This is a genomic window from Shewanella decolorationis S12 (genome assembly GCF_000485795.1).
Lineage (GTDB): Bacteria > Pseudomonadota > Gammaproteobacteria > Enterobacterales > Shewanellaceae > Shewanella > Shewanella decolorationis.
Window position 1 is genome coordinate 13,833 of record NZ_AXZL01000002.1, and the last position, 24,927, is coordinate 38,759.

At 44.6% G+C, this 24,927-nt stretch carries 25 protein-coding genes and 1 tRNA gene; 19 read left to right on the plus strand and 7 right to left on the minus strand.

Annotated elements, in window-relative coordinates; translation table 11 throughout:
* Positions 1 to 157: 157 nt before the first annotated feature.
* The 8 genes from SHD_RS00285 to SHD_RS00320 all read left to right on the plus strand — a co-directional run bounded on the left by SHD_RS00285 (position 158) and on the right by SHD_RS00320 (position 9,393).
* Positions 158 to 2,767: a TonB-dependent receptor domain-containing protein gene (locus SHD_RS00285; RefSeq protein ID WP_023265309.1), complete on the plus strand. Its 2,610-nt coding sequence runs from the start codon at positions 158 to 160 to the stop codon at positions 2,765 to 2,767.
* A 235-nt stretch (positions 2,768 to 3,002) separates the two neighbouring features.
* On the plus strand, positions 3,003 to 3,971 hold the full coding sequence (locus SHD_RS00290) for a class I SAM-dependent methyltransferase (RefSeq protein ID WP_023265310.1): 969 nt from the start codon (positions 3,003 to 3,005) through the stop codon (positions 3,969 to 3,971).
* Between the two features lie 464 nt (positions 3,972 to 4,435).
* Positions 4,436 to 5,218: a DUF3450 domain-containing protein gene (locus SHD_RS00295; protein WP_023265311.1), complete on the plus strand. Its 783-nt coding sequence runs from the start codon at positions 4,436 to 4,438 to the stop codon at positions 5,216 to 5,218.
* A complete protein-coding gene (locus SHD_RS00300) occupies positions 5,218 to 6,573 on the plus strand; it encodes a MotA/TolQ/ExbB proton channel family protein (RefSeq protein WP_023265312.1) in 1,356 nt (451 codons plus the stop codon). The genes SHD_RS00295 and SHD_RS00300 overlap by 1 nt, the downstream gene beginning before the upstream one ends.
* On the plus strand, positions 6,573 to 7,100 hold the full coding sequence (locus SHD_RS00305; RefSeq protein WP_011623216.1) for a MotA/TolQ/ExbB proton channel family protein: 528 nt from the start codon (positions 6,573 to 6,575) through the stop codon (positions 7,098 to 7,100). Before SHD_RS00300 ends, SHD_RS00305 begins: the two co-directional genes overlap by 1 nt.
* 13 nt (positions 7,101 to 7,113) lie before the next feature.
* The gene (locus SHD_RS00310; RefSeq protein WP_011623215.1) at positions 7,114 to 7,518 is read left to right on the plus strand and encodes an ExbD/TolR family protein; all 405 of its coding nucleotides are present in this window, start codon (positions 7,114 to 7,116) and stop codon (positions 7,516 to 7,518) included.
* A 1-nt stretch (position 7,519) separates the two neighbouring features.
* Positions 7,520 to 8,143 (plus strand): energy transducer TonB, encoded by a 624-nt coding sequence (locus SHD_RS00315; protein ID WP_023265313.1) that lies wholly within the window; start codon positions 7,520 to 7,522, stop codon positions 8,141 to 8,143.
* Positions 8,144 to 8,145: 2 nt separating this feature from the next.
* Positions 8,146 to 9,393: a tetratricopeptide repeat protein gene (locus SHD_RS00320; protein ID WP_023265314.1), complete on the plus strand. Its 1,248-nt coding sequence runs from the start codon at positions 8,146 to 8,148 to the stop codon at positions 9,391 to 9,393.
* 51 nt (positions 9,394 to 9,444) lie between these two features.
* On the opposite strand, the gene SHD_RS00325 is transcribed toward SHD_RS00320, so the two are convergent.
* Positions 9,445 to 9,954: a diguanylate cyclase domain-containing protein gene (locus SHD_RS00325; protein WP_023265315.1), complete on the minus strand. Its 510-nt coding sequence runs from the start codon at positions 9,952 to 9,954 to the stop codon at positions 9,445 to 9,447.
* A gap of 80 nt (positions 9,955 to 10,034) precedes the next feature.
* Here SHD_RS00325 and SHD_RS00330 point away from each other — a divergent pair, with 80 nt between their 5' ends.
* The 6 genes from SHD_RS00330 to SHD_RS00355 all read left to right on the plus strand — a co-directional run bounded on the left by SHD_RS00330 (position 10,035) and on the right by SHD_RS00355 (position 14,218).
* Positions 10,035 to 11,864: a DUF885 domain-containing protein gene (locus tag SHD_RS00330; RefSeq protein ID WP_023265316.1), complete on the plus strand. Its 1,830-nt coding sequence runs from the start codon at positions 10,035 to 10,037 to the stop codon at positions 11,862 to 11,864.
* Positions 11,865 to 12,042: 178 nt separating this feature from the next.
* Positions 12,043 to 12,321 (plus strand): peptidylprolyl isomerase, encoded by a 279-nt coding sequence (locus SHD_RS00335; protein ID WP_011623210.1) that lies wholly within the window; start codon positions 12,043 to 12,045, stop codon positions 12,319 to 12,321.
* 73 nt (positions 12,322 to 12,394) lie between these two features.
* Entirely contained in the window at positions 12,395 to 12,931 is a 537-nt protein-coding gene (locus SHD_RS00340) for a GNAT family N-acetyltransferase (RefSeq protein WP_039976910.1), read from the plus strand.
* Positions 12,932 to 13,001: 70 nt separating this feature from the next.
* Complete coding sequence (locus tag SHD_RS00345; protein WP_023265319.1) at positions 13,002 to 13,232, plus strand: RNA-binding S4 domain-containing protein; 231 nt, start codon at positions 13,002 to 13,004, stop codon at positions 13,230 to 13,232.
* A gap of 22 nt (positions 13,233 to 13,254) precedes the next feature.
* The gene (locus SHD_RS00350) at positions 13,255 to 13,641 is read left to right on the plus strand and encodes a ribonuclease E inhibitor RraB (protein WP_011717512.1); all 387 of its coding nucleotides are present in this window, start codon (positions 13,255 to 13,257) and stop codon (positions 13,639 to 13,641) included.
* Positions 13,642 to 13,831: 190 nt separating this feature from the next.
* Positions 13,832 to 14,218: a hypothetical protein gene (locus SHD_RS00355; protein ID WP_023265320.1), complete on the plus strand. Its 387-nt coding sequence runs from the start codon at positions 13,832 to 13,834 to the stop codon at positions 14,216 to 14,218.
* A 15-nt stretch (positions 14,219 to 14,233) separates the two neighbouring features.
* Here the strand turns inward: SHD_RS00355 and SHD_RS00360 are convergent, their stop codons facing one another.
* The gene (locus SHD_RS00360) at positions 14,234 to 15,061 is read right to left on the minus strand and encodes a substrate-binding periplasmic protein (RefSeq protein ID WP_039976912.1); all 828 of its coding nucleotides are present in this window, start codon (positions 15,059 to 15,061) and stop codon (positions 14,234 to 14,236) included.
* A 130-nt stretch (positions 15,062 to 15,191) separates the two neighbouring features.
* Here SHD_RS00360 and SHD_RS00365 point away from each other — a divergent pair, with 130 nt between their 5' ends.
* The 5 genes from SHD_RS00365 to SHD_RS00385 all read left to right on the plus strand — a co-directional run bounded on the left by SHD_RS00365 (position 15,192) and on the right by SHD_RS00385 (position 21,603).
* Entirely contained in the window at positions 15,192 to 16,250 is a 1,059-nt protein-coding gene (locus SHD_RS00365) for a DUF2157 domain-containing protein (RefSeq protein ID WP_052030930.1), read from the plus strand.
* The gene (locus SHD_RS00370) at positions 16,243 to 17,367 is read left to right on the plus strand and encodes a DUF4401 domain-containing protein (protein WP_023265323.1); all 1,125 of its coding nucleotides are present in this window, start codon (positions 16,243 to 16,245) and stop codon (positions 17,365 to 17,367) included. The genes SHD_RS00365 and SHD_RS00370 overlap by 8 nt, the downstream gene beginning before the upstream one ends.
* On the plus strand, positions 17,367 to 17,882 hold the full coding sequence (locus SHD_RS00375) for a GDYXXLXY domain-containing protein (RefSeq protein ID WP_023265324.1): 516 nt from the start codon (positions 17,367 to 17,369) through the stop codon (positions 17,880 to 17,882). The genes SHD_RS00370 and SHD_RS00375 overlap by 1 nt, the downstream gene beginning before the upstream one ends.
* A 223-nt stretch (positions 17,883 to 18,105) precedes the next feature.
* Positions 18,106 to 20,952 carry an ExeM/NucH family extracellular endonuclease gene (locus SHD_RS00380; RefSeq protein WP_023265325.1) on the plus strand — a complete coding sequence of 949 codons (2,847 nt, stop codon included), beginning with the start codon at positions 18,106 to 18,108 and terminating at the stop codon, positions 20,950 to 20,952.
* 222 nt (positions 20,953 to 21,174) lie between these two features.
* Entirely contained in the window at positions 21,175 to 21,603 is a 429-nt protein-coding gene (locus SHD_RS00385; protein WP_023265326.1) for a DUF6678 family protein, read from the plus strand.
* Between the two features lie 59 nt (positions 21,604 to 21,662).
* Here SHD_RS00385 and atcC read toward each other — a convergent pair whose 3' ends face one another.
* The 5 genes from atcC to SHD_RS00410 form a co-directional block, all read right to left on the minus strand.
* Positions 21,663 to 22,559, minus strand: a complete 897-nt coding sequence (gene atcC, locus SHD_RS00390) for a cold adaptation protein AtcC (RefSeq protein WP_023265327.1) — start codon at positions 22,557 to 22,559, stop codon at positions 21,663 to 21,665.
* Positions 22,560 to 22,569: 10 nt separating this feature from the next.
* A complete protein-coding gene (atcB, locus tag SHD_RS00395) occupies positions 22,570 to 23,328 on the minus strand; it encodes a cold adaptation protein AtcB (RefSeq protein ID WP_023265328.1) in 759 nt (252 codons plus the stop codon).
* Positions 23,328 to 23,861: a cold adaptation protein AtcA gene (atcA, locus tag SHD_RS00400; protein ID WP_023265329.1), complete on the minus strand. Its 534-nt coding sequence runs from the start codon at positions 23,859 to 23,861 to the stop codon at positions 23,328 to 23,330. Before atcA ends, atcB begins: the two co-directional genes overlap by 1 nt.
* 138 nt (positions 23,862 to 23,999) lie before the next feature.
* The gene (gene atcJ / locus SHD_RS00405; protein WP_011622321.1) at positions 24,000 to 24,284 is read right to left on the minus strand and encodes a cold adaptation protein ActJcold adaptation protein ActJ; all 285 of its coding nucleotides are present in this window, start codon (positions 24,282 to 24,284) and stop codon (positions 24,000 to 24,002) included.
* A 560-nt stretch (positions 24,285 to 24,844) separates the two neighbouring features.
* Positions 24,845 to 24,921 (minus strand) — tRNA-Met (locus SHD_RS00410).
* Between the last annotated feature and the right edge of the window lie 6 nt (positions 24,922 to 24,927).

The following is a 24,927-nucleotide window of genomic DNA, read 5'->3' on the forward strand; positions in this document are numbered from 1 at the left end:
TACAGTGCAGTGTACGGCAGATGTAATTCTATCGTCGTATTTGTTGATTTTATGTTTACCATGTGTTTTTATTGTGTCGACTTGATGCCGCCTGTTAACAGGTTGATCTAAGTTGTTTAGCAAAATAATAAATAACAAATATCCAGGGAGATAGACAATGCATAAGAATAGCTTATTAGCTAAGTCAGTGCGTTTTGCGTTGATTAGTGGTGTGACTGCTGCGACGTTAAGCGTTCCATTCACTTTTGCTGCTGAAGAAGATGGTGCAAAGGTAGAGCGTATTGAAGTTACTGGCTCACGTATCAAGCGTAGTGATTTAGAAGGTGCTTCTCCTGTTACCTCTATCACTACTGAAGATATGAAAGTCGAAGGTAACTTCACTGTAGCTGATGCACTGCGCAACAGTAACTTAAACTCATTCGGTTCATTCTCTGAGCGTTCGGGTAGCTCTGCTCAATCACAAGCAACTATCGACTTACGTGGTGCAGGTTCATCTCGTACGCTAGTTCTTATTGATGGTAAACGTTTCCCAGGCTCTCCAACGTTAGGTGGAAGTTCGGCTAACTTAAACGCCATTCCTATGGCGGCCGTTGAACGTATCGACATTTTGACTGATGGCGCATCATCTACATATGGTTCTGATGCTATCGCAGGTGTTGTAAACATCATCATGAAAAAGAACTACCAAGGTGTTGAATTCAATGCTGGTGGTGGTTCTCGTGAGGCCGATGGTGGATTGACCAGTAAAGAATTTTCTGTAGTCTCTGGTTATCAAATGGACAAAGGCAATATTACTTTCTCATTTGATCATCAAGATCGTAAAGGTATTTCAGATGGTGACCGCCCATACACTGCGGCAAGCATGTTTGATGCTAACGGTGACGGTATTATCCAAGCTTACACTGAGACCATCGGTTGGAGTATTTATGGTGCTACTGTAGCTTCTCCAGATTTCTCTGAAGCTCAAGCATCACCTTTGTGTGATGATTTAGCTGCACAATACGGTTCAAATGTATTCCAAAAAGTAGCGGCTGACGACGATTGGGGTCCAGGTTCAACTTACTGTATGTACGCGTTTGCTAACGTGTCTTACAACAAGGCTTCAACTGACCGTAACACGGTTTACGTCGATGCTAACTATGAAGTTGCACAAGATGTTGAGTGGTTTGGCCGTGCAATGGTAACTGCTAACTCGTCATTTGGTCGTTATGCTCCGCCAGCTGCAGCTTGGAACAAAATGGCTGCAGATAATCCAAATAACCCATATGGCCAAGTAACGACTGGTTACTGGCGTTGGGTGGGTATTGGTACTCGTGACGGTAACGTTACCGATTACAACCAAGACTATTTGACTGGTTTACGTGGAACTTTACCTTCATTAAATGATGCTTCTTGGGAAGTTTATTACCACTATAACAAAGCTGATAATAAGAGTGTTGGCGAGTACTATTTAAGCTATGCAGGCCTTGCATACAACCAAGCAAATGGTATTGACCTTGGTTCAGAAGAAGGTATTGCGAATATGAAAGCAACTACCTTAACTCAAGACAGTTCTTACTTTAACCAGTGGTTTGCGGGTATCGGTTTTGATGCTTTCGAATTACCTGGCGGTACAGTCGCTCACTACGTTGGTGCAGAATACTTTGAGCAAGAATTTGCCTCTGTTTATGATGCTCAATCTGAAGCTGATTTAATTGGTGGTAGCGCTGGTAACTCTGCGGGTGGTAGCCGTGATGTTAAAGCGGTATTCTACGAAGCCGTATTACCCGTTGTTGACAGTGTAGAAGTTAACTTAGCTGCTCGTTACGACGATTATAGTGACTTTGGTGGTGAGTTGTCACCTAAAGCATCAGTTCGTTGGCAAGCATTGGATAGTTTAGTTGTCCGTGCTTCATACTCAGAAGCGTTCCGCGCACCTTCGTTAGACCAGTTGTACGCTGCTACTTCATTCAGTGCTGAATCTGCTCGCGATATTCCATATTGCCGCGATCAAGGTATTGCTGAAGCCGATTGTCCAAGCAAACAGATTGATACGTACTACTCAGCGAATAAAAATCTACAACCAGAAACTTCAGATTATATCAACCTGGGTGTAGCGTGGGATATCGTTGAAAACGTTGGTTTAACAGTCGATTACTTTGACCTGACAGTAGAAAATGTGATCAGCTCACGTTCAACTCAGTCAGTATTGAAGGGGATTGCTGATGGCACTATCACTGCCGATGATACCTTCTATGTAGTTCGTGCTCCAAATGGTGCTGACGGTTCTTTAGGTAAAGCTTTAGAAGTTGGTACTGGTTATGCGAACGGTGATAAGTTTGAGATTGAAGGTATTGACGTAGGCCTAAATGCAAACTTTGAAACTAGCATCGGTGATTTTGGTGTTAACTGGATGAACAGCTTTATTCTAAGCTACGTAACAGAAGACACTGCTGGTGTATCTGAGGATATCGCTGGTTGGGCTGGTTCACCAGATTACAAGTCTGTATTCACTACAACTTATTCATTTGGTGATAACACTCTAGCATGGAACATGAACTACACCAGTTCTACTTATGAGTCAGGTACTACAGGTCATTTAGATTCATGGTTAATCCATAATATCAGCTATAGCTACGATGCTGGTAACTTTGGCAAGATCATGTTAGGTATTAACAACTTAACAGATGAAGATCCAGTGTTAAGTTCAGCAGGTGTTTATGAGAATGCTGACCTGTATAACAACTACGGACGTGAGTACCGTGCTTCTTATACAATCAAATTCTAATGCATAGTTAATAAACTTCTTGCAGTTAAAAGGCCAGTTATATACTGGCCTTTTTATTACTTTATTGGTCTAACTTTGAAGGCATAATTGTTTAGCTTGGTCGTACATGAAGAACCAGCCTTTAATTACATCTTGAAAGAAAGTTGAGCATTCAGTCTGATTACTCAAACAGTTGAAAATAGTTATTTAAGATGTAGGCTGTTCAGTAATTTGGTTTGAATAGTGGGATATATGAATGAGTGAACACTGGAGTGAGTATTGGAAATCTGGACACTTAACTTCATTCGGTAATGAATTTAGTGAGAATTATACAGGCCACTTACGCAGTATCTGGGAGCGCATCTTTAACCGTTTGCCTGATAATTTTAGATTACTAGATATCGCGACAGGGAATGGCGCATTACCCCTTTTAGCACAGGATCATTTCAAAAAATCTGATGTTAAAGGAGCGATTAAAGGCATTGATTTTGCTAACATAAATTCTCAACCGTTGATCGAGCATCATCTTAATAAGAATATTAGCATTGAGCTCATCGGGAATGTTAGAGCAGAGAGTTTACCTTTTTCAGATAGTGAATTTGATATGGTAATTTCTCAATTTGGTATCGAATATTCAGACATAGAGAAGTCATTTTATGAAGTGAACCGAGTGCTGGTTAAAGGTGGTGTGTTTGAGTCAATTATCCACAATAAGGGTTCTTCCATCATCAAGAGTAATAGTAGATTACTTGATTTCTTGCGGCTTAAACAGATTGATATCATCACTCAATTATTGAGACAACTTGCTCAGAATATGGGAACATTGCGTGGCCCAGACGATTTAAAGAGGGTGAAGTCTTGTCCTAAATGCGAACAGAGTCGAATGGACATTAATCGGCATTTGTCCGAGGTTGCCACAATCGATGAGATGGCATTACATGAAACTGAGCTTCTTAGTTATGTGAACAATTTTTTCAAGAATGGACTTTTTTGGCCTGTAGATAAAAAGCTTGAGTATCTTGATTTTGTTAATACGCAACTCGAAGTGTACAAAAACCGACTAAGTGAGCTCGTTGCTGCGGCTATGGATTCAGAGAAAATAAATACTCTTAAACAATATCTTATAACGCTAAAAGTAGAAGGGCTTGCGGTAGAAGAAGTGCATAATGAGAAGAATGAAGTCATTGCATGGCACATGCGATATTCGACATTTAAAAATGCTTAAGCACAGAAAATGCAAGTTTATCTATCAATAGGTTCATTTCAAGTCATAGCTTGTTAATGAGTGATACCCAAGTAAATGTTTAAATTCCGTTAACGACCAATTCTGGTTTCATTTCTTAAAAAGCATTATTTTTTAGTGGGTTAGATACTGCTTTTCAGTAGGGTTGGGAATTTAGAGCATACGCATAAGGATTATGTTGCTTAAAAAAACACCTTTCATAAAAAAATTCATAACTAAGACTTCTTTACACTCGTTTTTACGTGTCCCGAATGTTGACACAGGTCAACATTTTGTGAAATGATGCCAGCGGGTCTATGCCTGCAAAGGCATAGGAAAGGGAAGAAAAAACTAAGAATCACAAGAGAAAGATGAACTTACAGTAAGCATTTACTAAAGTAAGTCTTGCTTAAAGTGATGTTGCTGTTAAGTTAACTTTTTTATTCACTTCAAATTGGTTGGGAACTATGTCCAAGGTAAGCAATAGAACAAAAATCGCTACTGCACTTGTTGGCGTGCTGGCATTAGCGAGCAGCAACTTAGTAGTTGCAGATCCTCTTACCGACGTGCAAAAAGCGGATAGTATGATCCATGCTGATGCTGCTGCGTCGCAAAAGAACGTTGATAAGTATTTTGATCAAGCACAAGACATGCTCTTCGAGTATGGTTCTGTTGCTGATGAGCGTGAATCACTAAAGTCCTATAACGATTACGTTGCCAGCTTAGTTGCTGATCAACAAAAAACAATGGACTCGATTCAAAATGACATCAACGGCGTAGACAAACTGCGTCAAGGTGTTGTGCCTTTAATGTTTAAAATGGTTGAGTCTTTAGAACAATTCGTTCAATTAGATTTGCCATTTAACTCTGAAATTCGTGCTAACCGCGTAAAAGAGTTAAAAACACTGCTAAACACTGCTGAAGTGACTTTAGCTGAAAAATATCGTTTGATTCTGGATGCGTACAGCATCGAGCGTGAATACGGTAGTGCTGTTGCAGTTAACCAAGGTAAATTGACCCTAGATGGTAAAGAAGTATTGGTAGACTTCTTTAACTTAGGTCGCGTAGCTCTTTATGCTCAGAGCTTAGATCAGAAGACTGGCTGGATGTATAACCCACAAACTAAGGGTTGGGATAAGTTAGATGACAGCTATTTGCGTGAACTGACTAAAGGTATCCGCATTGCCCGTAAACAAGGCGCTCTAGATCTATTCGCGTTACCAATTCCTGCTGCGGAGACTGCACAATAATGAAGAAGTTAATTACTACAGCTGTATTAGCTGCAAGTTTTTCTTTAACTGCTGGTATGGCAAGCGCTGCTGATGCGCCTAAGACCATCGATCAATTATTGCAGCAAGTTAAAGTTGATCGCGCTGCTGAAGGCAAAGTTAACAGCAAACGTGAACAAGAGTTCCAAGCTGAGCGTGGCGATAAAGCGGCTCTGTTAAAGCGTGAAAAAGATGCTTTAGCGGCTGAAAAGCAACGCGGTAAAGACCTAAACCAAGCTTTCTTAGACAACGAGCGTAAAATTGCTCAGTTAGAAGAAGACCTGAAAACTGCTCAAGGTGACTTGGGTGAGATGTTCGGTGTGGTTAAAGGTGAAGCGGGCGATTTCGCTGGTAAATTAGCGAGCTCAAACGTCAGTGCACAATACCCAAATCGCGATAAATTTATCGCTGATTTAGGTGCGCGTAAGCAATTACCAAAAATCGAAGAGTTAGAGCAATTCTGGCAAGAACAATTATTCGAAATGGCACAATCTGGTAAGGTTGTTAAATTCGAAGGTTCTGTAACTGGGATCGACGGTAGCGTTAAAAACACCACTATTCACCGTATCGGTACTTACAACTTAACTGCTGATGGCAAGTATGTTGTTTACAACCATGAGTTAGGTTTAATTCAAGAGTTATCACAGCAGCCAGAAGGCTACCAAGTGAGTGCAGTGGGTAAGTGGGAACAAACTACTTCTGGTACTGCGCCATTCTATATCGACCCAGCTCGTGGCGTGCTGTTAAACATCTTCACTAACAAAGCAAGCTTTGAAGATCGTTTAGAAGCGGGTGGTACTATCGGTTACATCATTATCGCTCTGTTAGCATTAGGTCTGTTGATTTCTATCGAACGTCTAGTGACTATGACTATCATCGGCGCTCGTGTGAACAGCCAACGTAAGAACATTGATAAGCCAGGTAATAACGCCTTAGGCCGTATCCTGAAAGTGTATCAAGAGAACAAAGACGTTGACGTTGAAACATTAGAGCTGAAACTTGACGAAGCGATTCTAAAAGAAACGCCTGCGTTAGAGTCTCGCATTTCAATCATCAAAGTTCTGGCCGCTATCGCACCTATGATGGGTCTGTTAGGTACAGTAACGGGTATGATTGCAACCTTCCAAAGTATCCAATTATTCGGTACAGGCGATCCAAAACTGATGGCTGGCGGTATTTCTATGGCGCTGATCACTACAGTTCAAGGTCTGGTTGCGGCTCTGCCACTGATGTTAATGCACGCAGTTGTTGTTGCTCGTAGCAAGTCAATCGTGCAAGTTCTGGAAGAGCAAAGTGCTGGTATCATCGCAGCGCACGCTGAGAAGAGGGCTGACTAATGATGATCTACCTGATGGACATATGGGATTCCGTCAGGGGCTTCATGGCCTCCGGAGGCGACGTCCTCTGGTTAGTAGCGTTTGTGCTGTTCTTAATGTGGGTATTGATGCTTGAGCGTTACTGGTATCTTAATTGGATATCACCAAAGCAACATAAAGCAATCATAGCTGCATGGGATGCAAGAGAGGAAACCACCTCTTGGTATGCACACCGTATCCGTGAAGCTTGGCTGTCCCAAGCGAAGCAAGATTTGAATGCACGTATGCTGGTCATAAAAACCTTAGTAGCGATTTGTCCTATGATAGGTTTGTTAGGTACTGTTACCGGTATGATTTCAGTGTTCGATGTGATGGCAGTTCAGGGGACGAGTAATGCTCGTTTAATGGCGGCTGGTATTTCAATGGCAACAATGCCCACTATGGCGGGGATGGTTGCAGCATTATCGGGAGTATTCTTCAGTACTCGCCTTGATGCCAAAATGAAAATCAGCTTAGAAAAGCTAAAAGACAGCATGCCGCACCACTAGAGAGAGATTGAACATGGCACGTAAAAAGCATTCCAGTGTAGACGAGGAAGCGCAAATTGATATGACACCGATGCTCGACATCGTGTTTATCATGCTGATCTTCTTCATTGTAACAACGTCATTCGTGAAACCATCTGGTTTGGACTACAACAAACCAAAAGCTTCACAAGCGACTTCTAAGCCTTCGGCGAACATCTTTATCGGCGTCAGCAAAACTGGCGTGATCATGATGGAAAACCGTCAGGTTGATATCGAGCGTGTAACTGCAAACGTTGAGCGTATGCTAGCTGAAGCGCCTGAAGCAGCAGTGCTGATCCAGGCCGACAAAGATACGCAACACGGCTTAGTTGTTAAAGTTCTAGACCAAGTCAAAGCGGCTGGTATAGATAAGATTTCGGTATCTGCGGGGAACGATTAATATGCTAAGAGCACTAGTATCAATCATTATTGGTGCTGCTGTGACTTTTGGTCTGTTCGCTTTTATGGCGTTCTTGGTCGGTGGTGGGGCGCAACGCGCTGAAACATCGGCCGAGACCCCTGTAATTGAAATCACCATGGATAGACAGGATGCAAAAGCACAGAATAAACCAAGGGTAGTGCCTAAGCCGCCACCACCACCAGAGCAACCACAAAAGCCTGATACTACGCCACCAGACACTTCATCAAATATTGATACGTCTATGTCGTTCAATATGGGTGGTGTTGAAGCTGGTGGTCATAGTGCCGGTGGTTTCAAATTGGGTAATATGATGACGCGTGACGGCGATGCAACACCAATCGTCCGTATTGAGCCTCAATATCCAATTGCTGCGGCACGTGACGGTAAAGAAGGTTGGGTGCAGTTACGCTTTACCATTAACGAGTTGGGTGGTGTTGATGATGTTGAAATTATCAATGCTGAACCTAAACGTTTGTTTGATAAAGAAGCAATTCGTGCACTGAAAAAGTGGAAATATAAGCCAAAGATTGTTGATGGCAAGCCACTTAAACAACCTGGCATGACTGTGCAATTAGACTTCACTTTAGATAAAGGAGGCAAATAACAATGCGTAATGCAAATAAAATCGCAGTTGCGTTATTGCTGTCTCTTTGTGGTGGTGCATTATCGGTTTCATCAGCTGTTGCAGCTGAGAAATGTGAAGTAGATAAGCGTCAATCTAAAGCGGTAGGCGAAAGTGCTGCTAAAAAGGTTCAGAAATCCTTTGAAGCTTATACAAATGGTCAGCTTGATGAAGCAATCGCTATTTTGTTAGAAGCAAACCCAAAGAATGATTTCGATAAAGCGTATGTTGCGCGTATGCTCGGTAACTTCTATGCCGAAAAGGGCAAGATGGATACTGCGATCAAGTACCTGAAACAAGCCGTTGAAGCGGATATTTTAGGTGGAACAGATCACGCGGCGACACTGCGCCTCTATGCCGACTTATTGTTACAAGAGAAGAAGTTTAAGGAAGCGATTCCTTATTATTACAAGTGGATGGACTTTACTTGTAAGGCTGATTCTCAAATGTATCGTCGTATCGGTATTGCTTACACAGAACTGAAACAGTGGGACAAAGTGATTGAAGTGGCTGATAAAGGTCTTTCTCTCGCCGAAGCTCCTGATAAAGGTCTGTATCAGATGAAACTGACGTCTTACTTCAACCAGAAGAAGTATAAAAAAGCCGTTGGTGTGTTAGAAGTCATGGTGCCGTTATTCCCGGATGATGGCAGATTATGGGTTCAGTTAGCACAGTTTTATCTGATGGTAGAAGACTATGATAAGTCGCTCGCGACTTATGATTTGGCTTACCGTAATGGTTTCTTGGATACAGGAGCTAACATCACTCGTTTAGCTCAGCTAATGGCACAGAAAGGTGCGCCATACCAAGCTGCTAAAGTATTTGAGAAGAACATGAAGTCAGGTCTAATCACTCAGGATGCTAAATCCTATGAGATTCTGGCAGGTTTCTACCAAAACGCGAAAGAGTTCAAAGAAGCTGCTGAGTTTTATGGAAAAGCGGCTGCTATCAATAACGATGGCAAGCTGTACCTGAAACAAGGTCGTTTACTGAGTTTGAATGAGAAATACTCTGAAGCGATTCCTGTGCTTGAAAAAGCCATCTCTTTAGGTATTGAGCATCCAGGTGAAGCAAACTTCGAATTGGCGCTAGCCCATTTAAGTTTGAAACAGTACAAGTCAGCTTATAACCGCGCTGTATTAGCCGCGAAGGATAAGAAGACTGAGAAGAGTGCAAACAGCTATATCGCTTATATCAAAGAAAAAGCGCGTATGCACAACGTCGAACTGTAACTCACTGTATTCGCAATGCAGATCTAAAAAGCCCCGTAAGGGGCTTTTTCTTTATTGAAGTTTTATCAGTGCTTGCGATTGATTTTGATCGCGCTCTAGCTCCAATGACAACCTGGAGACATGATTAAATAATGATTCTATTTTTTGTTCTTGGCTCGGTAAGCAGATGCAGGCTGCGAGTTTATAATCAATCTTCAGCTTATGATTTTTTCCAAATTCTTGGTTAAACTCTTGAATATGTTTCGCTATCCTTTTTAAAACGACTTCCGTACCTTCCTCATCAATATTGAAAAGTCCTAACGCAAAATGGTTGTGATCTAACCTTGCAATCAAATCTGTCGCCCGTAGCAGTGCTTCTTGTACCTGTTTAGTAAAGAATTCGAGTAAATGGGGTTGTTTGACGGTTTCATGAATGTGAGGGCACAGATACAATAACGCCAAGCTTTGTTGCTCGCGTATGTGCCTGTGCCACTCTCGGTTGAATACTTCCATGAAATAGGTTTGGTTATAGACCCCTGTTTCAGGATCCCTAAAACCTGAGTTACGAAATGAGTAGATCATAGATGAATCCCGTAAGCAGACTTTGAACTAAGTATAGGAAGAGTTTGGCTATCACGGACCCAAAAGGAGAAATATATAAGATGAAATTAAGTTTATTAGCGGGAACGATAGCGTTAGTGTTTGCTTTACAAGGCTGCTCAAAGCCGGAAACAACGACAGCAGTACAGGAAGGTACGACCCAAGCCGCTCCGGCGCAAAGTGAAGCTCAAACCGCTGAGTCTAAATACGCTGCCTTAGTCGATGCCTATTTTAAAGATTACTTAAAGTTAGAACCGATTTACGCCACTTTTGTCGGTGTTAATGATTACAACGCGCAGTTTGGTGGAGACTTAACCGAGGAATATCTTAAGGCGCGTCATGATCTTAATACCCGTTATTTAGCGCAAGTGAGAGCGATTGACCTTGAGCAATTGCCAGCCGATTTACAACTCAGCTATGCGCTGTTTGTGTATGACCGCGAAATGGCCTTAGTAGACGAAACTTTCCCATCACGCTTTATGCCTATTAGCCAGTTCTACAGCACAGTGATCACTATGGTGCAACTGGGTAGCGGTGAGAGTGCACAGCCGTTTAACACAGTACAGGATTATCGTAACTGGGAGCAGCGTGTTAACGGCTTTATTGATTGGATCCAATTGGCCGAGAATCGCATGAATGAAGGTATTGCCAGTAAGGTGGTGTTACCGCGCGTGTTAGTTGAGCGGATTATTCCACAGCTTGATGCCATGCTTACTACGGATGCTAGCCAAAGCATTTTCTATTCACCGATTAATCACTTCCCAGAAGGGTTTTCGGATCAAGATAAAGCTGAGCTAACGGCAAGTTATCAGGCGATGATTAATGAGCGTTTAGTACCTGCATTAACGGGGCTGCGCGATTACTTCAAGCAGACTTATTTGCCTAAGTCACGTGCAACCGACGGTTGGTCCGGTCTGCCAAACGGTAAGGCTTGGTATCAGCATTTAGCCAATTCCCATACCACCACGACCATGCCAGTGGATGAAATTCACCAAATCGGTTTGAATGAGGTCGCGCGTATTCTTTCTGAGATGGACAAAGTCCGTGAGCAGGTGGGTTTTAAAGGAGATTTAAAAGCCTTTTTCGCCTCTTTATCGTCTGAGCCACAATACTTCTATAACGATCGCCAAGGCCTAATCGATGGCTATATGGTGTTAAAAGATAAGATTAACCAAGTTTTGCCACAGTATTTTAATGTGATGCCAAAGGCCGACTATGTGGTTAAACCGGTTGAAAGCTTTAGAGAGCAGTCGGCTGCGGGCGCATCCTATGAATCGCCGGCTGTGGATGGTAGTCGTCCAGGGGTGTTTTATATCAACACCTATAATCTAAAAGCTCAGCCGAAATGGGGCATGACGACGTTATCATTACATGAGGCCGCGCCTGGTCACCATTTCCAAATCGCCATTAAACAAGAGCTCACAGGCGTTCCTGAGTTCCAACGTTTCAGTGGCTATACCGCCTTCGAAGAAGGCTGGGCGCTCTATGCTGAATACTTAGGCATCGAAATGGGGCTCTTTAGCGACCCTTATCAATACTTTGGTAAGCTGTCAGATGAAATGCTGCGTGCAATGCGTTTGGTGGTGGATACGGGATTACATGCCAAAGGCTGGAGCCGCGAGCAAGCGATTCAATATATGAAGGATAATTCGCCCATGGCCGAGTCTGATATTATTGCCGAAGTTGAGCGTTACATGGCGATTCCGGGGCAAGCGCTCTCCTACAAAGTAGGCCAGCTAAAAATCCTTGCCCTACGTGAGCGTGCTGAAAAAGCCCTAGGTGATAAGTTCGACCTCAAAGCTTTCCATGATCAGATCCTCACTTCTGGCTCGCTACCTATGGCGGTGATGGAGCAGAAAATCGATCGCTGGATTGCGGCGACTAAGGCTTAATACCGAGTCAATTATGTTGCGCCGTTATCGATAACAAAATCAATCACGGCGCAGTTTAAGACTTTTTAATTAAACAGAATGTTTTTATACTCAACATTCACATCCCGTTTTCAGTCATAAAACGGGAACCATATGATATTTGGGGCAAATGTCTCAGGATTATTCAGGGAGTTTTACCATGGTTCAGGCTACAGCAAGACATTTGTTAGTGAGCAGCGAAGAGCAGTGCCAAGCACTTAAACAACAGATCCTCGATGGTGCCGATTTTGCGCAAATCGCCCGCGCCCATTCCTCATGCCCATCGGGTGCTCAAGGTGGCGAATTAGGTTCATTCGGCCCAGGGATGATGGTGCGTGAGTTTGATGAAGTGGTATTCAGTGCGCCTTTAAACGTGGTTCAAGGTCCAGTTAAAACCCAGTTTGGTTACCACTTACTCGAAGTCACTAGCCGCGGTTAATCGTCTTCTCGCCGAGACAATGGCAGCGTTTGGCTGCCATTTTTTTAGTTCGTCCATCCATTGGGGAGCCGCTATGCTTGAACTGTATACCGACAGACTAAGACTTCGCAGTTTACAAGAGCAGGATTGGCCACATTTCTTGGCATTACACCAAGATCCTGACATCAATCGTTACGTGCGTATTCCTGAAGCTCCCGAAGTGATCAGGCAAAAGTTTGAGCAGCGCTCAGCCACCTGGGACTATGCCTCTGGCGATTGGCTCACGCTGGTAATTGAAAACCTTGATTGCGGTGAGTTTATCGGTTTAACCGGGCTTCATTGCCATAGTGTGGAGGAGCAACGTGCCGAGGTCGGTTATTTGCTGGCGCACGCGGGGCAAGGTAAAGGGTATGCCACTGAGAGTTTACAGGCGGTTGTTGATTGGGCCTGTTTGAGTTTGTCAGTCCATAAATTGGTTGGGCACTGCGCCAAAGACAACATCGGTTCGGCTCGGGTGATGGAGAAATGTGGCTTTCAACTCGAAGGCGTGTTTCGGCAGCATTTTAAGATAGGCGATGAGTGGCTAGATGAATCCGCCTATGGGCTGCTCGCCGATGAAAGGCAAAGATAAGTTAAATTATCTGCATCCCATGGGACATGCTGCTATAATGCCGCAGGTTTATTTTTTGAGGCGTGTTTAAGTGGCGCAAATTAATCAGTTAGCTTTGTATCCTGGTGAAGATTTTATTGAATTGTACAAAGTATTAAAGGTACAAGGCATGTCGAATGCCGGTGGCGAAGCAAAGCATGTTATTGATGAAGGTTTGGTTACCGTCAATGGCGAAGTGGAAACGCGCAAACGTAAAAAAGTCGTTGCGGGTGACATCGTCAGCTTTAATGGTCAATCGGTTCAAATCATTGCGGCTGAATAAGCCAGATACTGTGGAGTAGGATATGCAATTTCCAGACGACGATAATGGCAAAATGCTGGCTGCGATGGCCGAAGCCGGAATTGACCTCACTAAAGCCCTAGATGTTGATTTCTTTTTAGTTTTCGATGATCAGCGTGATGCTGAATCTGCACTCGAAGAGTTAGCCAACTCCGATTTAGAAGGCGAAGTTGAGCTGAACCTTAACGATGAACTTGGCAAGTGGGAAATCATCGTATGCATCAACATGGTGCCGGACTACGATGACTTGGTTGAGCAAGAAACCATTCTCAATGATTTTGCGGCTGAGTTTGGCGGCATGACCGATGGATGGGGCGTGATGCAACACCAAGAAGGTGATGATGAGTTTATGGATGACGACCATGTTCACGATGAGCATTGCCATCATTGATAATTGATTTTAATAGTAAAGGAGCCGAATGGCTCCTTTACTATTTTTACGGTTACATGCCGTGATTCTTCATTTAATACGATTGGTATAAATTCATTGCTACAAATCGAAATGTAGACGGGTAAAACCGGGTCTTAGTTAAGAATATGGGGTTAAATGAATTAGTGAACATAGTTTGAAGGAGGACAGTATGCCGATTAGCATTCATCTTGCGGCAATGTTGAGCTTAGCGATAAGCGTGAATTATTTTTTGTCTGGCAAAAAGCAAATTAGCGATTCCTTCAAAGCGAACAATATTGATGAGTCGCATAAGCAAACATTACATAGCTTATTTCTATGCCAAATTGGTTTTTTTGTCACATCTTGCTTATGTTTATTCGCTTGTGCATTTGGAGTTGTTTCCAGTATGTACAGCTACGGTTTACTGCTTTTTATCGGACTTAACTATGGTATTTTCGCCATATGGCACTGCTACATTGCAATCTTGAGCCCACCGAATAACAAGCTGCGTTTGTACCTGTTGGGAATGATATTTTTATTGATCTCACTATGTTCTCTATTAGGCGCATTTATTTAGTGCGCCTATGGTTTTTCAGTGAACATGTTTAGAGTTGGCAGAGTGTTCAATCACTAGTTCTAGGCCGTACTGACGAACTAACTCTTGTAGCTTGCCATTTTGCTGCAGTTGATTTAACCAAAGATTGAGTTTTTCAGGGCTTAGCTGCGAATTTGGATTTAATAAGATCCCATGATAGTAATGTTGGTCCCATTGATTTGACACAAATAATCGTTGTTGTTCGTGGGGATTTGTTGCTAGGTAATAATTAAGATAGGAAATGGTGGCTGGTGCAACTTCTGCCCGCTTTCGAAGTATGGTTTCAATCGATGCTTTATTACTATTAACAAAAACGACCTTAAATTCATTTTCAAGTTTTACCGGATCGGTTTCAAAGTGGGCAAAACGATAGTGGTAACCTTTAACGAGTGCCAGTGTTTTATCTTTAAGCTGTTCAAAAAATTCAGGGTCTTTTGCTTTTTCTTTCAAAGCGATAAAGATCTCGCCATCATGAATGTGCAAAGGAATAAAGGCGGTATCGAATTTTTCCCAGCCCCAATGGGGGTTTTCAAACATGATCATCTCAAATCGACCTGCTTCATAGGCTTTATATCGGTACTCAATACTCGTAGATACAAACTCAAAACTGATTTCTTGCTGAATTTGATTTAACGCATTGATAAGATCGAGTGTTAAGCCTGTATAACGTCCGTCTTCCTGTAAATTAACGTAGGGAGCAAATTGGTAGCCACCAACACGAATGATCGATTTTGACTGAACCGCTGAGAGTGTATTGGCCATGGCAATACCTGAAAAATGGATTACTAGGCAAAATAGTAAATTTATTATTATGGCTAGCCGCATAGATTCTCCCATTGGTCTTTAAGACTTAAGCTTATCTTTATGTGAGACAAGTTAATACAATTAATTATTGCACTGAAGTGAGTTAAATGCGTATTTTTGTGTAGTGGATGTTGCTTAGGGAGCTTTTAGATTGCGTAATCTTACCTCACAAGTCTATGAATGGTTAGAACAGGGACACATCACGTCTACCCAGGCAAACGATCTGTTTCGACAGTTATCCGTGCCGCCCAACGCCGTCCGTTGGCGCAGCCTATTGGCCCAGCTTTTACAATGGGCTGGGGCGTTAAGCTTTGCCTGCGGCGTGATTTTCTTTTTTGCCTTCAACTGGCAGTCACTCGAGCGAATGAGCAAGTTTGCGCTGATTGAAGCAGCGCTATTGATTAGCCTTGTCAGCTTTATTTGGTTGTATTATCGAAGTGCATCGAAGCGGCTCGTTGACTCAGCTCAATCATTATTTGGTGCAACCCTTGCCAATGCCGCGCTGCTAGTGGTGAGCCTGTTGGTGGGAGGGCTGTTAGCGCTGGTCGGGCAAACATATCAAACTGGCGCAGATCCTTGGCAGTTATTCGCCATATGGGCGCTTGCGATTCTTCCCTTTGCTTGGGTGGCAGGCTTTGATGGCCTATGGTTACTACTGGTGGGGCTGGTTAATTTAAGCCTTGGGCTTTATGTTGATACCACTTCGTACTGGTTAGATGAACAGCAGTGGTTATTTATCTTCGCCGTGATAAATCTGACGCTGTATTACGGTTTTGTATTTCTCGGCAGCACAAGCAAACGCTGGCATGCGCCGCTGGTACAGTATTCAACTTCCCTTGCAGCCATGGCGTGTTTTACCTTACTTGTGTGCTGGATGATTTTCGAGCCGAGCGATGCTAAGCCTCTGCTTGTGGGTGTGTGGGCTGGTTACATTGTTCATTTATTGTTTGGATTCTGGTGGTTCAGGTACAAGCGATTGCAGGTTTATCCTTTGGCATTGGGTGGCTTTAGTTTGATCACCGTCGGTGCGGCGTTGCTAACAGAGCTACTGTTTCACGATACTGACCCTATAGGCGGCTTTTTATTTATCGGGCTCTACATCATTTTGGCGAGCACAGGTCTGAGTTCGGTACTGAGGCGGTTACATAGGCAATTCAGTGTTGATTTAATGCAAAACGTCTGCGCGAGTGAGGGATTACACCATGAGTAAATTGAATCATGAGTTCAGTCCCGCAAGTGGCGTATCTGCAGCACAAACCCTGTGGGATAGTTTGTATGCTCAGGGCGCAGTAAACTCCGCTGAATTACCCGAATCCCAAGATATGCCCTGGTATATCGCCTTGATGCAAGCTGGAGCGGCTTGGATCGCCGCTTGGTTTTTACTAGGTTTTATGGTGTCACTTTTTGATAGCCTATTGGGGCGATTCGAAGGCGGTACAGCACTTTTTATTGGTGGCAGTTATTTAGGTTTAGGGCTTGCCTTATATTGGGGTGGGCGCCAACAGCACTTCTTGCAGCAGTTTGCCTTTGCCTCTTGTTTAAGCGGCACGCTTGCCTTGGCTTGGGGACTGTTTGATTTACTCGGCGATACCTTCAATCAGGCTTGGTATCTATGCATGGCGGCATTGTTTTTACTGCTTTGGGGGATTATCAAGCACGCTGTGGCCCAGTGGGTATTTGCATTTGGCTGTAGCGTCTGTGTCACCGGCTTGTTGGCCGAGTGGCATCTCTTATCGTTAACGCCGACGCTGTGGCTATTGCTATCAAGCATTATGCTATTCAATCTTCACCACACTGGGCACCACTATCAACGGGCGAGAATGTGGATTTTTGCCACGAGTGCAAATCTGCTCACCATTCAACTTATGTATGTGTTTAGTCTGGATAGGGAGTTTTCGCAGTTGTATGCCGTGGGTTGGCAGTCGGGGATAACCGCGCTTCATTTACTGGTCGTGTTTGCCATCTGTAGCTTTTTACTTCTGAGTCTGTGTAAACAATGGCAGTTCCCATTCACTCATCCCGCCATATTGTGCGCGTTTTTAGGGTTAGTGCTTATTAGTGCACTGTCTTTGCCTATGCAGGGCTTATCTACGGCTGTGCTACTCATATTGTTAGGGCACTACGGACACGAAGCGTGGCTTAAGGGGATGGGGATTGCCTCTGGGCTGGTGTTTGCGGCGAGCTATTATTATTCCCTAGAGACGACCTTGATGCTTAAATCTCTGTATTTGATGGGATTAGGCGGAGTGCTTATTATCGCGAGGCTACTTATGTGGCGCTTTTTCCCCATCACGCAAGTACCTGTTGTACCAAAGGAGCAAGCATAATGGATAAAGCGACCTTAGCATTAAGCCGTTATCATAAGCGTGCCTTAGTCTTAGCGGTGTTTACCGCCGCGGCACTGCTGATAAGCATCAACTGGCGAATCGCCCAGTTTGAACAGTTATTACAGGATGGCCAAGTAGTACGTTTTGCCTTAGCGCCAGTGGACCCTCGCTCGATTATGCAGGGGGATTATATGGCCTTGGAGTATGCCATTGCGCAGGAGGTGCGCGCCGCGTTGCCTGAAGGAATGACGCAGGGACAACTGTTATTGACGCTCGACTCGCAAAAGGTGGCGCACTTTGTCGGTATTTACCGTGACCAGCCCAAAGCCGCCGATCAACTCACCGTGGATTTTCGCCTACGTAATCATAGAGTAAAGCTGGCCTCAAATAGTTTTTTCTTCGAAGAGGGCAAAGCCGACCACTTCAGCCAAGCCAAATATGGCGAGTTTAGAGTTAGCGAACGGGGAGAGTTGTTGTTGGTGAAGCTGCTTGATGTTCAGTTGCAACCGCTATAACGGGAAACCGAAGATGGTGAGCCATGCTCGCCATCTTTATCTGTTTTTCCTAGTTCAAACTGCTAAATTTTTGTCTAAATATCCATCTTAAGTTGCAACTTGGGTGCAACTAATTTGTAACCTTTATTCCCTATAGTATCGTCAGTTTTCGAAGCTGAATGCTTCGTGAAATGGTCAATCATAAACTCAAATATCAATATAAAAGATACTTTTAGGGGTCATTATGTTTAATAACAAAACGCTGTTGGCGTTAGCCATCAGTAGCATCTGTGGCGTTGCTCATGCTGCCGATAATCTGATTATTTCTGAATATGTTGAAGGCAGCGGCAATAACAAAGCCATTGAGCTGTACAACCCAACCGCCAACAGCATCGACTTAAGCCAGTATCAATTGCGCTTCTATTTTAATGGCAGCACAAATGTGGGCACGACTATCGCCCTGAATGGCACCTTAGCGGCAGGGGCAACTTATGTTGTCGCTGATAACGACGCATCGGCCGATATTCTGGCGGTGACGAATCAACAAAGCAGCGCGAGTTTTTTCAATGGTGATGATGCCATTGTGCTGACCTATCAAGACCAAGTGATTGATAGTTTGGGCCAAGTGGGTGTCGATCCCGGCAGTGAATGGGGCAGTGGTGATTTATCGACACAGGACAATACCCTGCGCCGCAATCCCGATCAGTTAATCGCTGATCCTATTATTGATGATGTTGTCAGCTTTAATACTTGGTTGGGTTTTGCTAAAGACGATATCTCTGATTTGGGTAAGTTCAGCGCGGGTACTCCAACCGATCCTGTTGAGCCGCCGCCGAGTTCATTAGCCTGTGGTGAAGCCTCAACGCCTATCCATGCCCTGCAAGGTTCGACTAATGTCAGTCCATTAAACGGACAAACCTTAGTGGTTGAGGCCATAGTGGTGAGTAATCAAGAAGCTGGCCTCAAGGGCATCTTCGTACAAATGGCCGACAACGAAGCTGATAACGATCCACAAACCTCGGAAGGGGTGTTTGTTTACACCGGTAATGCGCCTACGGGTTACGTGGCGGGCGATCGTGTACGCTTAAAGGCTAAAGTCACTGAATATCAAGGTTTAACGGAACTGACTACCGTTGCCGATCATAAACTTTGTGCAGCAGGACAAACCCTACCGACAGCCGCCGTGGTGACCTTGCCTGTGAATTCGAGCGATGACTTTGAACCCTTTGAAGGCATGCGCGTACGCTTTAGCCAAGATCTGGTGGTGAACGAAGTCTACAACTTAGGTCGCTATGGTGAAATTTCACTCGGTAGTAGCCGTCACTTTATTGGGACGCAAGTCGCCGCACCAGGCGCCGATGCCTTGGCCGTCACGGCTGCTAATCTCAAAGACAGTATTTTACTCGACGATGGCTTAACGGCGCAGAACCCTGATCCTGTGATTTTCCCTGCGCCAGGTTTAAGCGCATCGAACACTGTGCGTGTGGGTGATAAAGCCACAAGCCTTACTGGTGTTATGCACTATGGCTTTAATCTTTATCGCATTATGCCGACTGAGCCAGTTAATTTTGTGGCGGAAAATCCTCGTCCACAATCGCCAGTACTAGCCGAAGGCGGCAACCTGAAAGTCGCCAGCTTTAACGTACTGAACTATTTTAATGGCGATGGGCAGGGCGGCGGTTTCCCGACTGCGCGCGGTGCCAATACCCTGAGTGAGTTTGAGCGTCAAAAAGCGAAGATTGTCAGCGCCATGGTGGGGATCAGTGCTGATGTGTTTGGTCTGATGGAAATCGAGAACGATGGCTTTGGTTCAAACTCGGCAATTGCCGATCTCGTGGCGGGCCTCAATGCCGCCGTGGGTGAAAATCGCTATGCCTATGTTATTCCAAAGGTTAATGGCAACAACTTAAGTGCGATTGGTACGGATGCGATTACCGTTGGTTTAATCTACCGCAGTGATAAGGTTAGCCCTCAGGGGGATGCGCGTATTTTATCAAGCGCTAACTCTCCCTTAGATGATGCCGCGCAGCCGCTATTCGACGACAGCAAGAACCGTCCTATGTTGACGCAAGCCTTCGTGCTTAATGGCAGTGAAGAGAGCGTGGTGGTTGCAGTTAATCACTTGAAATCTAAGGGCAGTGAGTGTGCTGGCGATCCAGACGTAAACGATGGCCAAGGTAACTGCAATATTACCCGTACACGCGCAGCAACGGCGGCTGGGCAGTGGCTTGCGGCGGAATATCCAGAGCAAAGCGTATTGCTGATTGGCGACTTAAACTCTTACGCCAAGGAAGATCCGCTAAGCGCATTGGCTAACGCAGGCTTTAGCGAGCTGTTCGCAAAACTCGAAAAAGCCAATCCTTATTCCTATGTATTCTCGGGTGAATCGGGCCAGTTAGACCATGCGCTGGCCAATGCTGCGTTAGTGGATAAAGTCGTGGATGTAACCGAGTGGCATATCAATACCGATGAGCCACGCGTGTTAGATTACAACGAAGAATTTAAAACCCCTGCGCAGGTGCAAGACCTATACGCCAGTGATGCTTATCGCTCATCGGATCATGATCCTGTGGTGATTTCACTTCTCCTTGAAGCTGAAAAAGTCGCCCCTGAAGCCAGCTTCACTCAGGTTGTGAATGGTGCGAGTGTACAATTTACCTCTACTTCAACAGATAGCGATGGCCAAATCGTTTCTACTCAGTGGGACTTTGGTGACAACACTCAAGTCATGGGAGAGGCCGTATCCCACACCTATGCGCAAACTGGTGATTATCTTGTGACGTTAACTGTGACCGATAATGACGGCTTAAGCCATAGCAGCTCGCAAATGGTGTCAGTGGTGGTTGAAAATGTGAAGAAACCACCCGTTGCTCAAATTCAGCGCATCAATCTATGGTTGGTCGACATGTTTATTTCGACTAGCTATGACACCGACGGTGTTATCAAGCAGCACAAATGGAAGTTTGACAACGGCACTCGCGCCAGTGGTCCTGTGGTGTTTCGTCAGGCTCGTCGTGGAGAGCATACAGTCGAGTTAACCGTGAAAGACAATGATAAATTAACGGATACGACAACACTGACATACCGTTAAGCGTTAGCCTCTTTCTTTAAATATCAAAAGCCTGCTGTTGCAGGCTTTTTACTTTGATTCATTTACTTAATTCATCACTTACTTAATTGACTATATTAACGGACTATATCAACTGACTATAGCGTGCTTGAAATTCAAGCTAAGTCGCTGTAAGTACATCCTCGGTTAAGCTAAGATGACGCCACTTATGGATTTTTACTCACAGGGAGTACACTCATCGCAATGAATGCAGACACCTTGGCATATCTCAATCAACATCAATTAACCTCAGTGATGAACCTGACTAAATGGCGTAAGCTTGAGCAGGCACTCCATGAGGCACCTGAGTTTGTGCCCCATGTGCGTTATAAGCTGCTAGAGGATGAGGGGCCAAACCCTGGTTTTACGCCAGTGTGGTGGGACGAGTTACTCGCAATTTGCGATAGGATTGAGTGGCTTGAGATTGATCCGCTCAAAAGAGAACACCGCGGCAGATTACTACCGGAAAAAACTACGGATTTTACTGATTACATCGAGGCGCAACTGCACAAGTATCGGCTCTCCTACAGTAAAGAAGCTCAAGGGATCCGGATTTGGGGCTATCTTCGCAGCGATGCGGCTATGCCAGTATTTTGTATTGCAGCTGGTGGAGAGACGATAAAGGAAGCGTAAGCAAATTCAGACGACAGATAAGAAATTGGGGCGTTAATTGATTAGCGCCCCGCTAAGGATTAAAGCACGATATAAAGCGGCCAGCCGAGTAGACCGACGAGTCCTTCTTTATGCTCGAATCTTTCTAAACGCTCAGGGGAGGCGTCGCTAAGCAGCAGTTCGCGATAACTTTTCGCGAAATGCAGCGTACGCAGCAATGCTGGTGCAAAGTTTTTACCCAAATCTTTAGCGATAGTCTCGGCCAGCTCCGCGGGAAGCTCCGCCAAGGCTTGTTGGGTTTGCTGCTCGATATACTCGAGGCTAAACCATTCGTCCTGCAAGCTGATTTTGGCAATGCGTTTTTTCAGATCTTGTCTGACTTTGGCATTATCAAACAACATCCGGTACAGCACCGCTTCGGCCAATACGCTCTCCAGATTTAAGAAATCCAAAGGATCGTAGCTGGTTTGGGCATAAAACTGTGCCATTAGCGCCGCAATCGATTGCTGACGTTGGTGCTCGGCCAATGCGTCCTGGTAGGCCTCATAGCCCAGCCACTCTTCGGCGTCAGGTGGCGTAGAGACTTGTTCCAGCAGGAATTTATCCACGTCACCATAGAGCGACTTACCATTCACCAGCTTATGTTTGCTGACGACGCTGAGCATGCTCCAACCCTTTTGGAAGCATTTGACCACGCCATCGGCGGTGAGCAATAAACGCACTGCTTGCTGTTGATCCTGATCAGACAGTTCCATTAATCCGAGACTGACGACGCCAATCACATCGTGCGCCGCCTGTTCCAGTAAGTGCATCTTGTACTTGTTGTAGAACTTATCCGCCAATTTGAGGCTCATCAAAATGGCTTTAGATTTGATTTGTGCGAGCTGCTCACCGCTAAGGGTGTCATCTGCTTGGCCTTTAGCCAACACCTTGCTCAGGTATGGGCCTTGGTCTAAATCACGCAGTACCAGTTGCATCTAGGGATCCTTAATCTAAAAAGCTAAACATATCATCCACTTCTGCGTATTCGTCCGTGACTTGGTTTTTCTCTTTTGCTTGGATAACCAGTTCATTGACGAACTTGTTAATGATCATTTCCCAGCCAGAGCTTTCGTTACGCAGCAGGTTTTTAATGGCTTTTTCTACATCGGGCGCCAGCTCATGGATTAACGCCATCAGACTACGCGGGTCATCGAGGCTTAAGCTATGGGCTTCTTCACTGGCGACACGGCTGTCATAGCCGACGGTGTCGGTATCTTCTTCATCATCATAATAATCGTTGAAGTGGTCTTCATCGTCGTGGCGCTCGCCCAGCATCATCTCGATAAAGGGGATAGACAGATAGAAGAGGCCAGCGGGATCTTCGGCAATACACTCTAAAATGGCAGTTTGTTTTTCTTCGCTGTCTTGGATGCGAATTAAATAAGTCAAAAAATCAAAGGTATGCTGAATGAGTTCTTCTGCATTATTCTTGATTTTTTCTTCCCAATACAAAGGTTGCTGACAGACGATGTCGCGAATTTGCTCTGGTGTCATCAGCTCCGACATAATTGACGGGCAGGATATATCGTGGTGACTGTTGATTTGCGTCAGGGTCACAATATCCATTTTTTCAATAACTTCGACTAATTGCTCATCGTTCATTGTGGTGGCGATGAGTTCGAAACGTTTACTGGCCTGTTTTGGCTCGACATCGGCGAGCTCTTTAATCTCGGCAACGGTTATTTCAATGAGACTAGTGTTCATTAGCGGTCCTCATCATCGTACTGATCGTAATAGCCATCTTCCTCTTCGCCGTCATCATCGTCGTCATCGGAATAATCGGCGTAATCACTGTCTTCGTCTTCAAAATCATCGTCAGCGCTACGTTTAGGGGCTGGCGTACTTTTGCCTTGGTTTTCCAGTAAATAGAGTACGGCGCAGCTTTCAATCAGCAAATCTTCTGAATAGGCGCGCACCGCTAGCACTAATGGCAAATCGGCATTGTTAAAGCCAATAGTGACCTTGAACTCATCCCATTCGGGTTGTGTTGCAGTATTGATCCAATGGGCCCATTTGAGTTTGGCATCACTTGGAAATTTGACTCGGCCATAGAGTGCTACAGGCAGGTACTCGGGCACCGACTCGAGCATTTTAGGATCAGCCTGTAATACTTTTTTGATTTGACAGGTAAATTGTTCCAGTGCCTTGGGGGTATCCGGGTCATCATAGGACTCGATATTGTCGTAGGCATTGGTCTTAAGCTCATTAATGCGTGAGATATTCAGTTTTTTGGCCATGGGCTTGTCTCAAAATAAAAGCTATCAAACAAACAGCTTCTTAAATAAATCGTGTTGCAATAAAAGGTCCAAATTAAGGGGCTTGGCAAACTAAGCTCATTAATTTGGCACTCCCAGTGTTGCACTGGAAAAAACCGCTTAAGGGTAAAACTGATCCCATAATTCGCGCATGGCGCCATTGGGATCGGTCACGATCACATTATTGAAGTCTCGGATAAACGCATTTCTAAGCTTGGGATCTGAGAGCACTTCATAAGCTTTTTTAACGCGCTCAAGTTGTTGTGATGCTTGCTCTTTTTCTTCATCAGAGGCACCTAACAACTTATCGGGATGGTATTTGTTTGAGAGCCGGCGATAGGCTTTTTTAATGTCGTCTTCTTTGGCGCTAGGTTTGATACCGAGCACACTAAAGTGGTTAATCATATTTGTACCTGCAGGCGATGGGTTGGTATCGCAAGATAAAAGGCTAAGTGCTGATTATCTGTCAATTTGTGGAATTATGATTAGTCAGCGATGGATCATAGCAGAAATGCGCATTAGGCGGCAAACGACTCTGTTGGCATTTATGACTGAAATCGTGGCGTTAATTAGGCTTGATGACAATCGCATATAAAGCCAAACAGGGGTGGGGGAAAAGATAAGTAACCTATGTGAGTTGACTGCTGGTTACTTGGAAGGGATTTAAACCAACAACCTTCGCCCGTTGTTTATAAAGTGCTGAGCCCGACGCGCGAGTAGTTACAACTGATTGAAACAAATATGGGGCACAAGCAGTGAATTTTAGGCATAAAAAAACCAGCTTAATGCTGGCCTAGTGATAGTAAGTCGATAATTGGTTGCGGGAGCTGGATTTGAACCAACGACCTTCGCCCGTTGTTTATAAGGGGCTGAGCCCGACGGGCGCGCTGTAGCCACTTATTCATGTGAATTTTAGACATAAAAAAACCAGCTTAATGCTGGCCTAGTGATTGTAAGTCGATAATTGGTTGCGGGAGCTGGATTTGAACCAACGACCTTCGGGTTATGAGCCCGACGAGCTACCAAGCTGCTCCATCCCGCGTCCGAT

What these genes read in the sequence shown, in the direction of transcription:
- SHD_RS00350 (WP_011717512.1), top strand. Translation starts at nt 13,255, where the DNA reads ATGCAATTTCCAGACGACGATAATGGCAAAATGCTGGCTGCGATGGCC.
- SHD_RS00340 (WP_039976910.1), top strand. Translation starts at nt 12,395, where the DNA reads ATGCTTGAACTGTATACCGACAGACTAAGACTTCGCAGTTTACAAGAG.
- SHD_RS00380 (WP_023265325.1), top strand. Translation starts at nt 18,106, where the DNA reads ATGTTTAATAACAAAACGCTGTTGGCGTTAGCCATCAGTAGCATCTGT.
- SHD_RS00385 (WP_023265326.1), top strand. Translation starts at nt 21,175, where the DNA reads ATGAATGCAGACACCTTGGCATATCTCAATCAACATCAATTAACCTCA.
- SHD_RS00370 (WP_023265323.1), top strand. Translation starts at nt 16,243, where the DNA reads ATGAGTAAATTGAATCATGAGTTCAGTCCCGCAAGTGGCGTATCTGCA.
- atcJ (WP_011622321.1), bottom strand. Translation starts at nt 24,284, where the DNA reads ATGATTAACCACTTTAGTGTGCTCGGTATCAAACCTAGCGCCAAAGAA.
- SHD_RS00285 (WP_023265309.1), top strand. Translation starts at nt 158, where the DNA reads ATGCATAAGAATAGCTTATTAGCTAAGTCAGTGCGTTTTGCGTTGATT.
- SHD_RS00355 (WP_023265320.1), top strand. Translation starts at nt 13,832, where the DNA reads ATGCCGATTAGCATTCATCTTGCGGCAATGTTGAGCTTAGCGATAAGC.
- SHD_RS00335 (WP_011623210.1), top strand. Translation starts at nt 12,043, where the DNA reads ATGGTTCAGGCTACAGCAAGACATTTGTTAGTGAGCAGCGAAGAGCAG.
- SHD_RS00325 (WP_023265315.1), bottom strand. Translation starts at nt 9,954, where the DNA reads ATGATCTACTCATTTCGTAACTCAGGTTTTAGGGATCCTGAAACAGGG.
- SHD_RS00375 (WP_023265324.1), top strand. Translation starts at nt 17,367, where the DNA reads ATGGATAAAGCGACCTTAGCATTAAGCCGTTATCATAAGCGTGCCTTA.
- atcC (WP_023265327.1), bottom strand. Translation starts at nt 22,559, where the DNA reads ATGCAACTGGTACTGCGTGATTTAGACCAAGGCCCATACCTGAGCAAG.
- SHD_RS00310 (WP_011623215.1), top strand. Translation starts at nt 7,114, where the DNA reads ATGGCACGTAAAAAGCATTCCAGTGTAGACGAGGAAGCGCAAATTGAT.
- SHD_RS00305 (WP_011623216.1), top strand. Translation starts at nt 6,573, where the DNA reads ATGATGATCTACCTGATGGACATATGGGATTCCGTCAGGGGCTTCATG.
- SHD_RS00330 (WP_023265316.1), top strand. Translation starts at nt 10,035, where the DNA reads ATGAAATTAAGTTTATTAGCGGGAACGATAGCGTTAGTGTTTGCTTTA.
- SHD_RS00300 (WP_023265312.1), top strand. Translation starts at nt 5,218, where the DNA reads ATGAAGAAGTTAATTACTACAGCTGTATTAGCTGCAAGTTTTTCTTTA.
- SHD_RS00320 (WP_023265314.1), top strand. Translation starts at nt 8,146, where the DNA reads ATGCGTAATGCAAATAAAATCGCAGTTGCGTTATTGCTGTCTCTTTGT.
- SHD_RS00290 (WP_023265310.1), top strand. Translation starts at nt 3,003, where the DNA reads ATGAGTGAACACTGGAGTGAGTATTGGAAATCTGGACACTTAACTTCA.
- atcA (WP_023265329.1), bottom strand. Translation starts at nt 23,861, where the DNA reads ATGGCCAAAAAACTGAATATCTCACGCATTAATGAGCTTAAGACCAAT.
- SHD_RS00295 (WP_023265311.1), top strand. Translation starts at nt 4,436, where the DNA reads ATGTCCAAGGTAAGCAATAGAACAAAAATCGCTACTGCACTTGTTGGC.
- SHD_RS00360 (WP_039976912.1), bottom strand. Translation starts at nt 15,061, where the DNA reads ATGCGGCTAGCCATAATAATAAATTTACTATTTTGCCTAGTAATCCAT.
- atcB (WP_023265328.1), bottom strand. Translation starts at nt 23,328, where the DNA reads ATGAACACTAGTCTCATTGAAATAACCGTTGCCGAGATTAAAGAGCTC.
- SHD_RS00315 (WP_023265313.1), top strand. Translation starts at nt 7,520, where the DNA reads ATGCTAAGAGCACTAGTATCAATCATTATTGGTGCTGCTGTGACTTTT.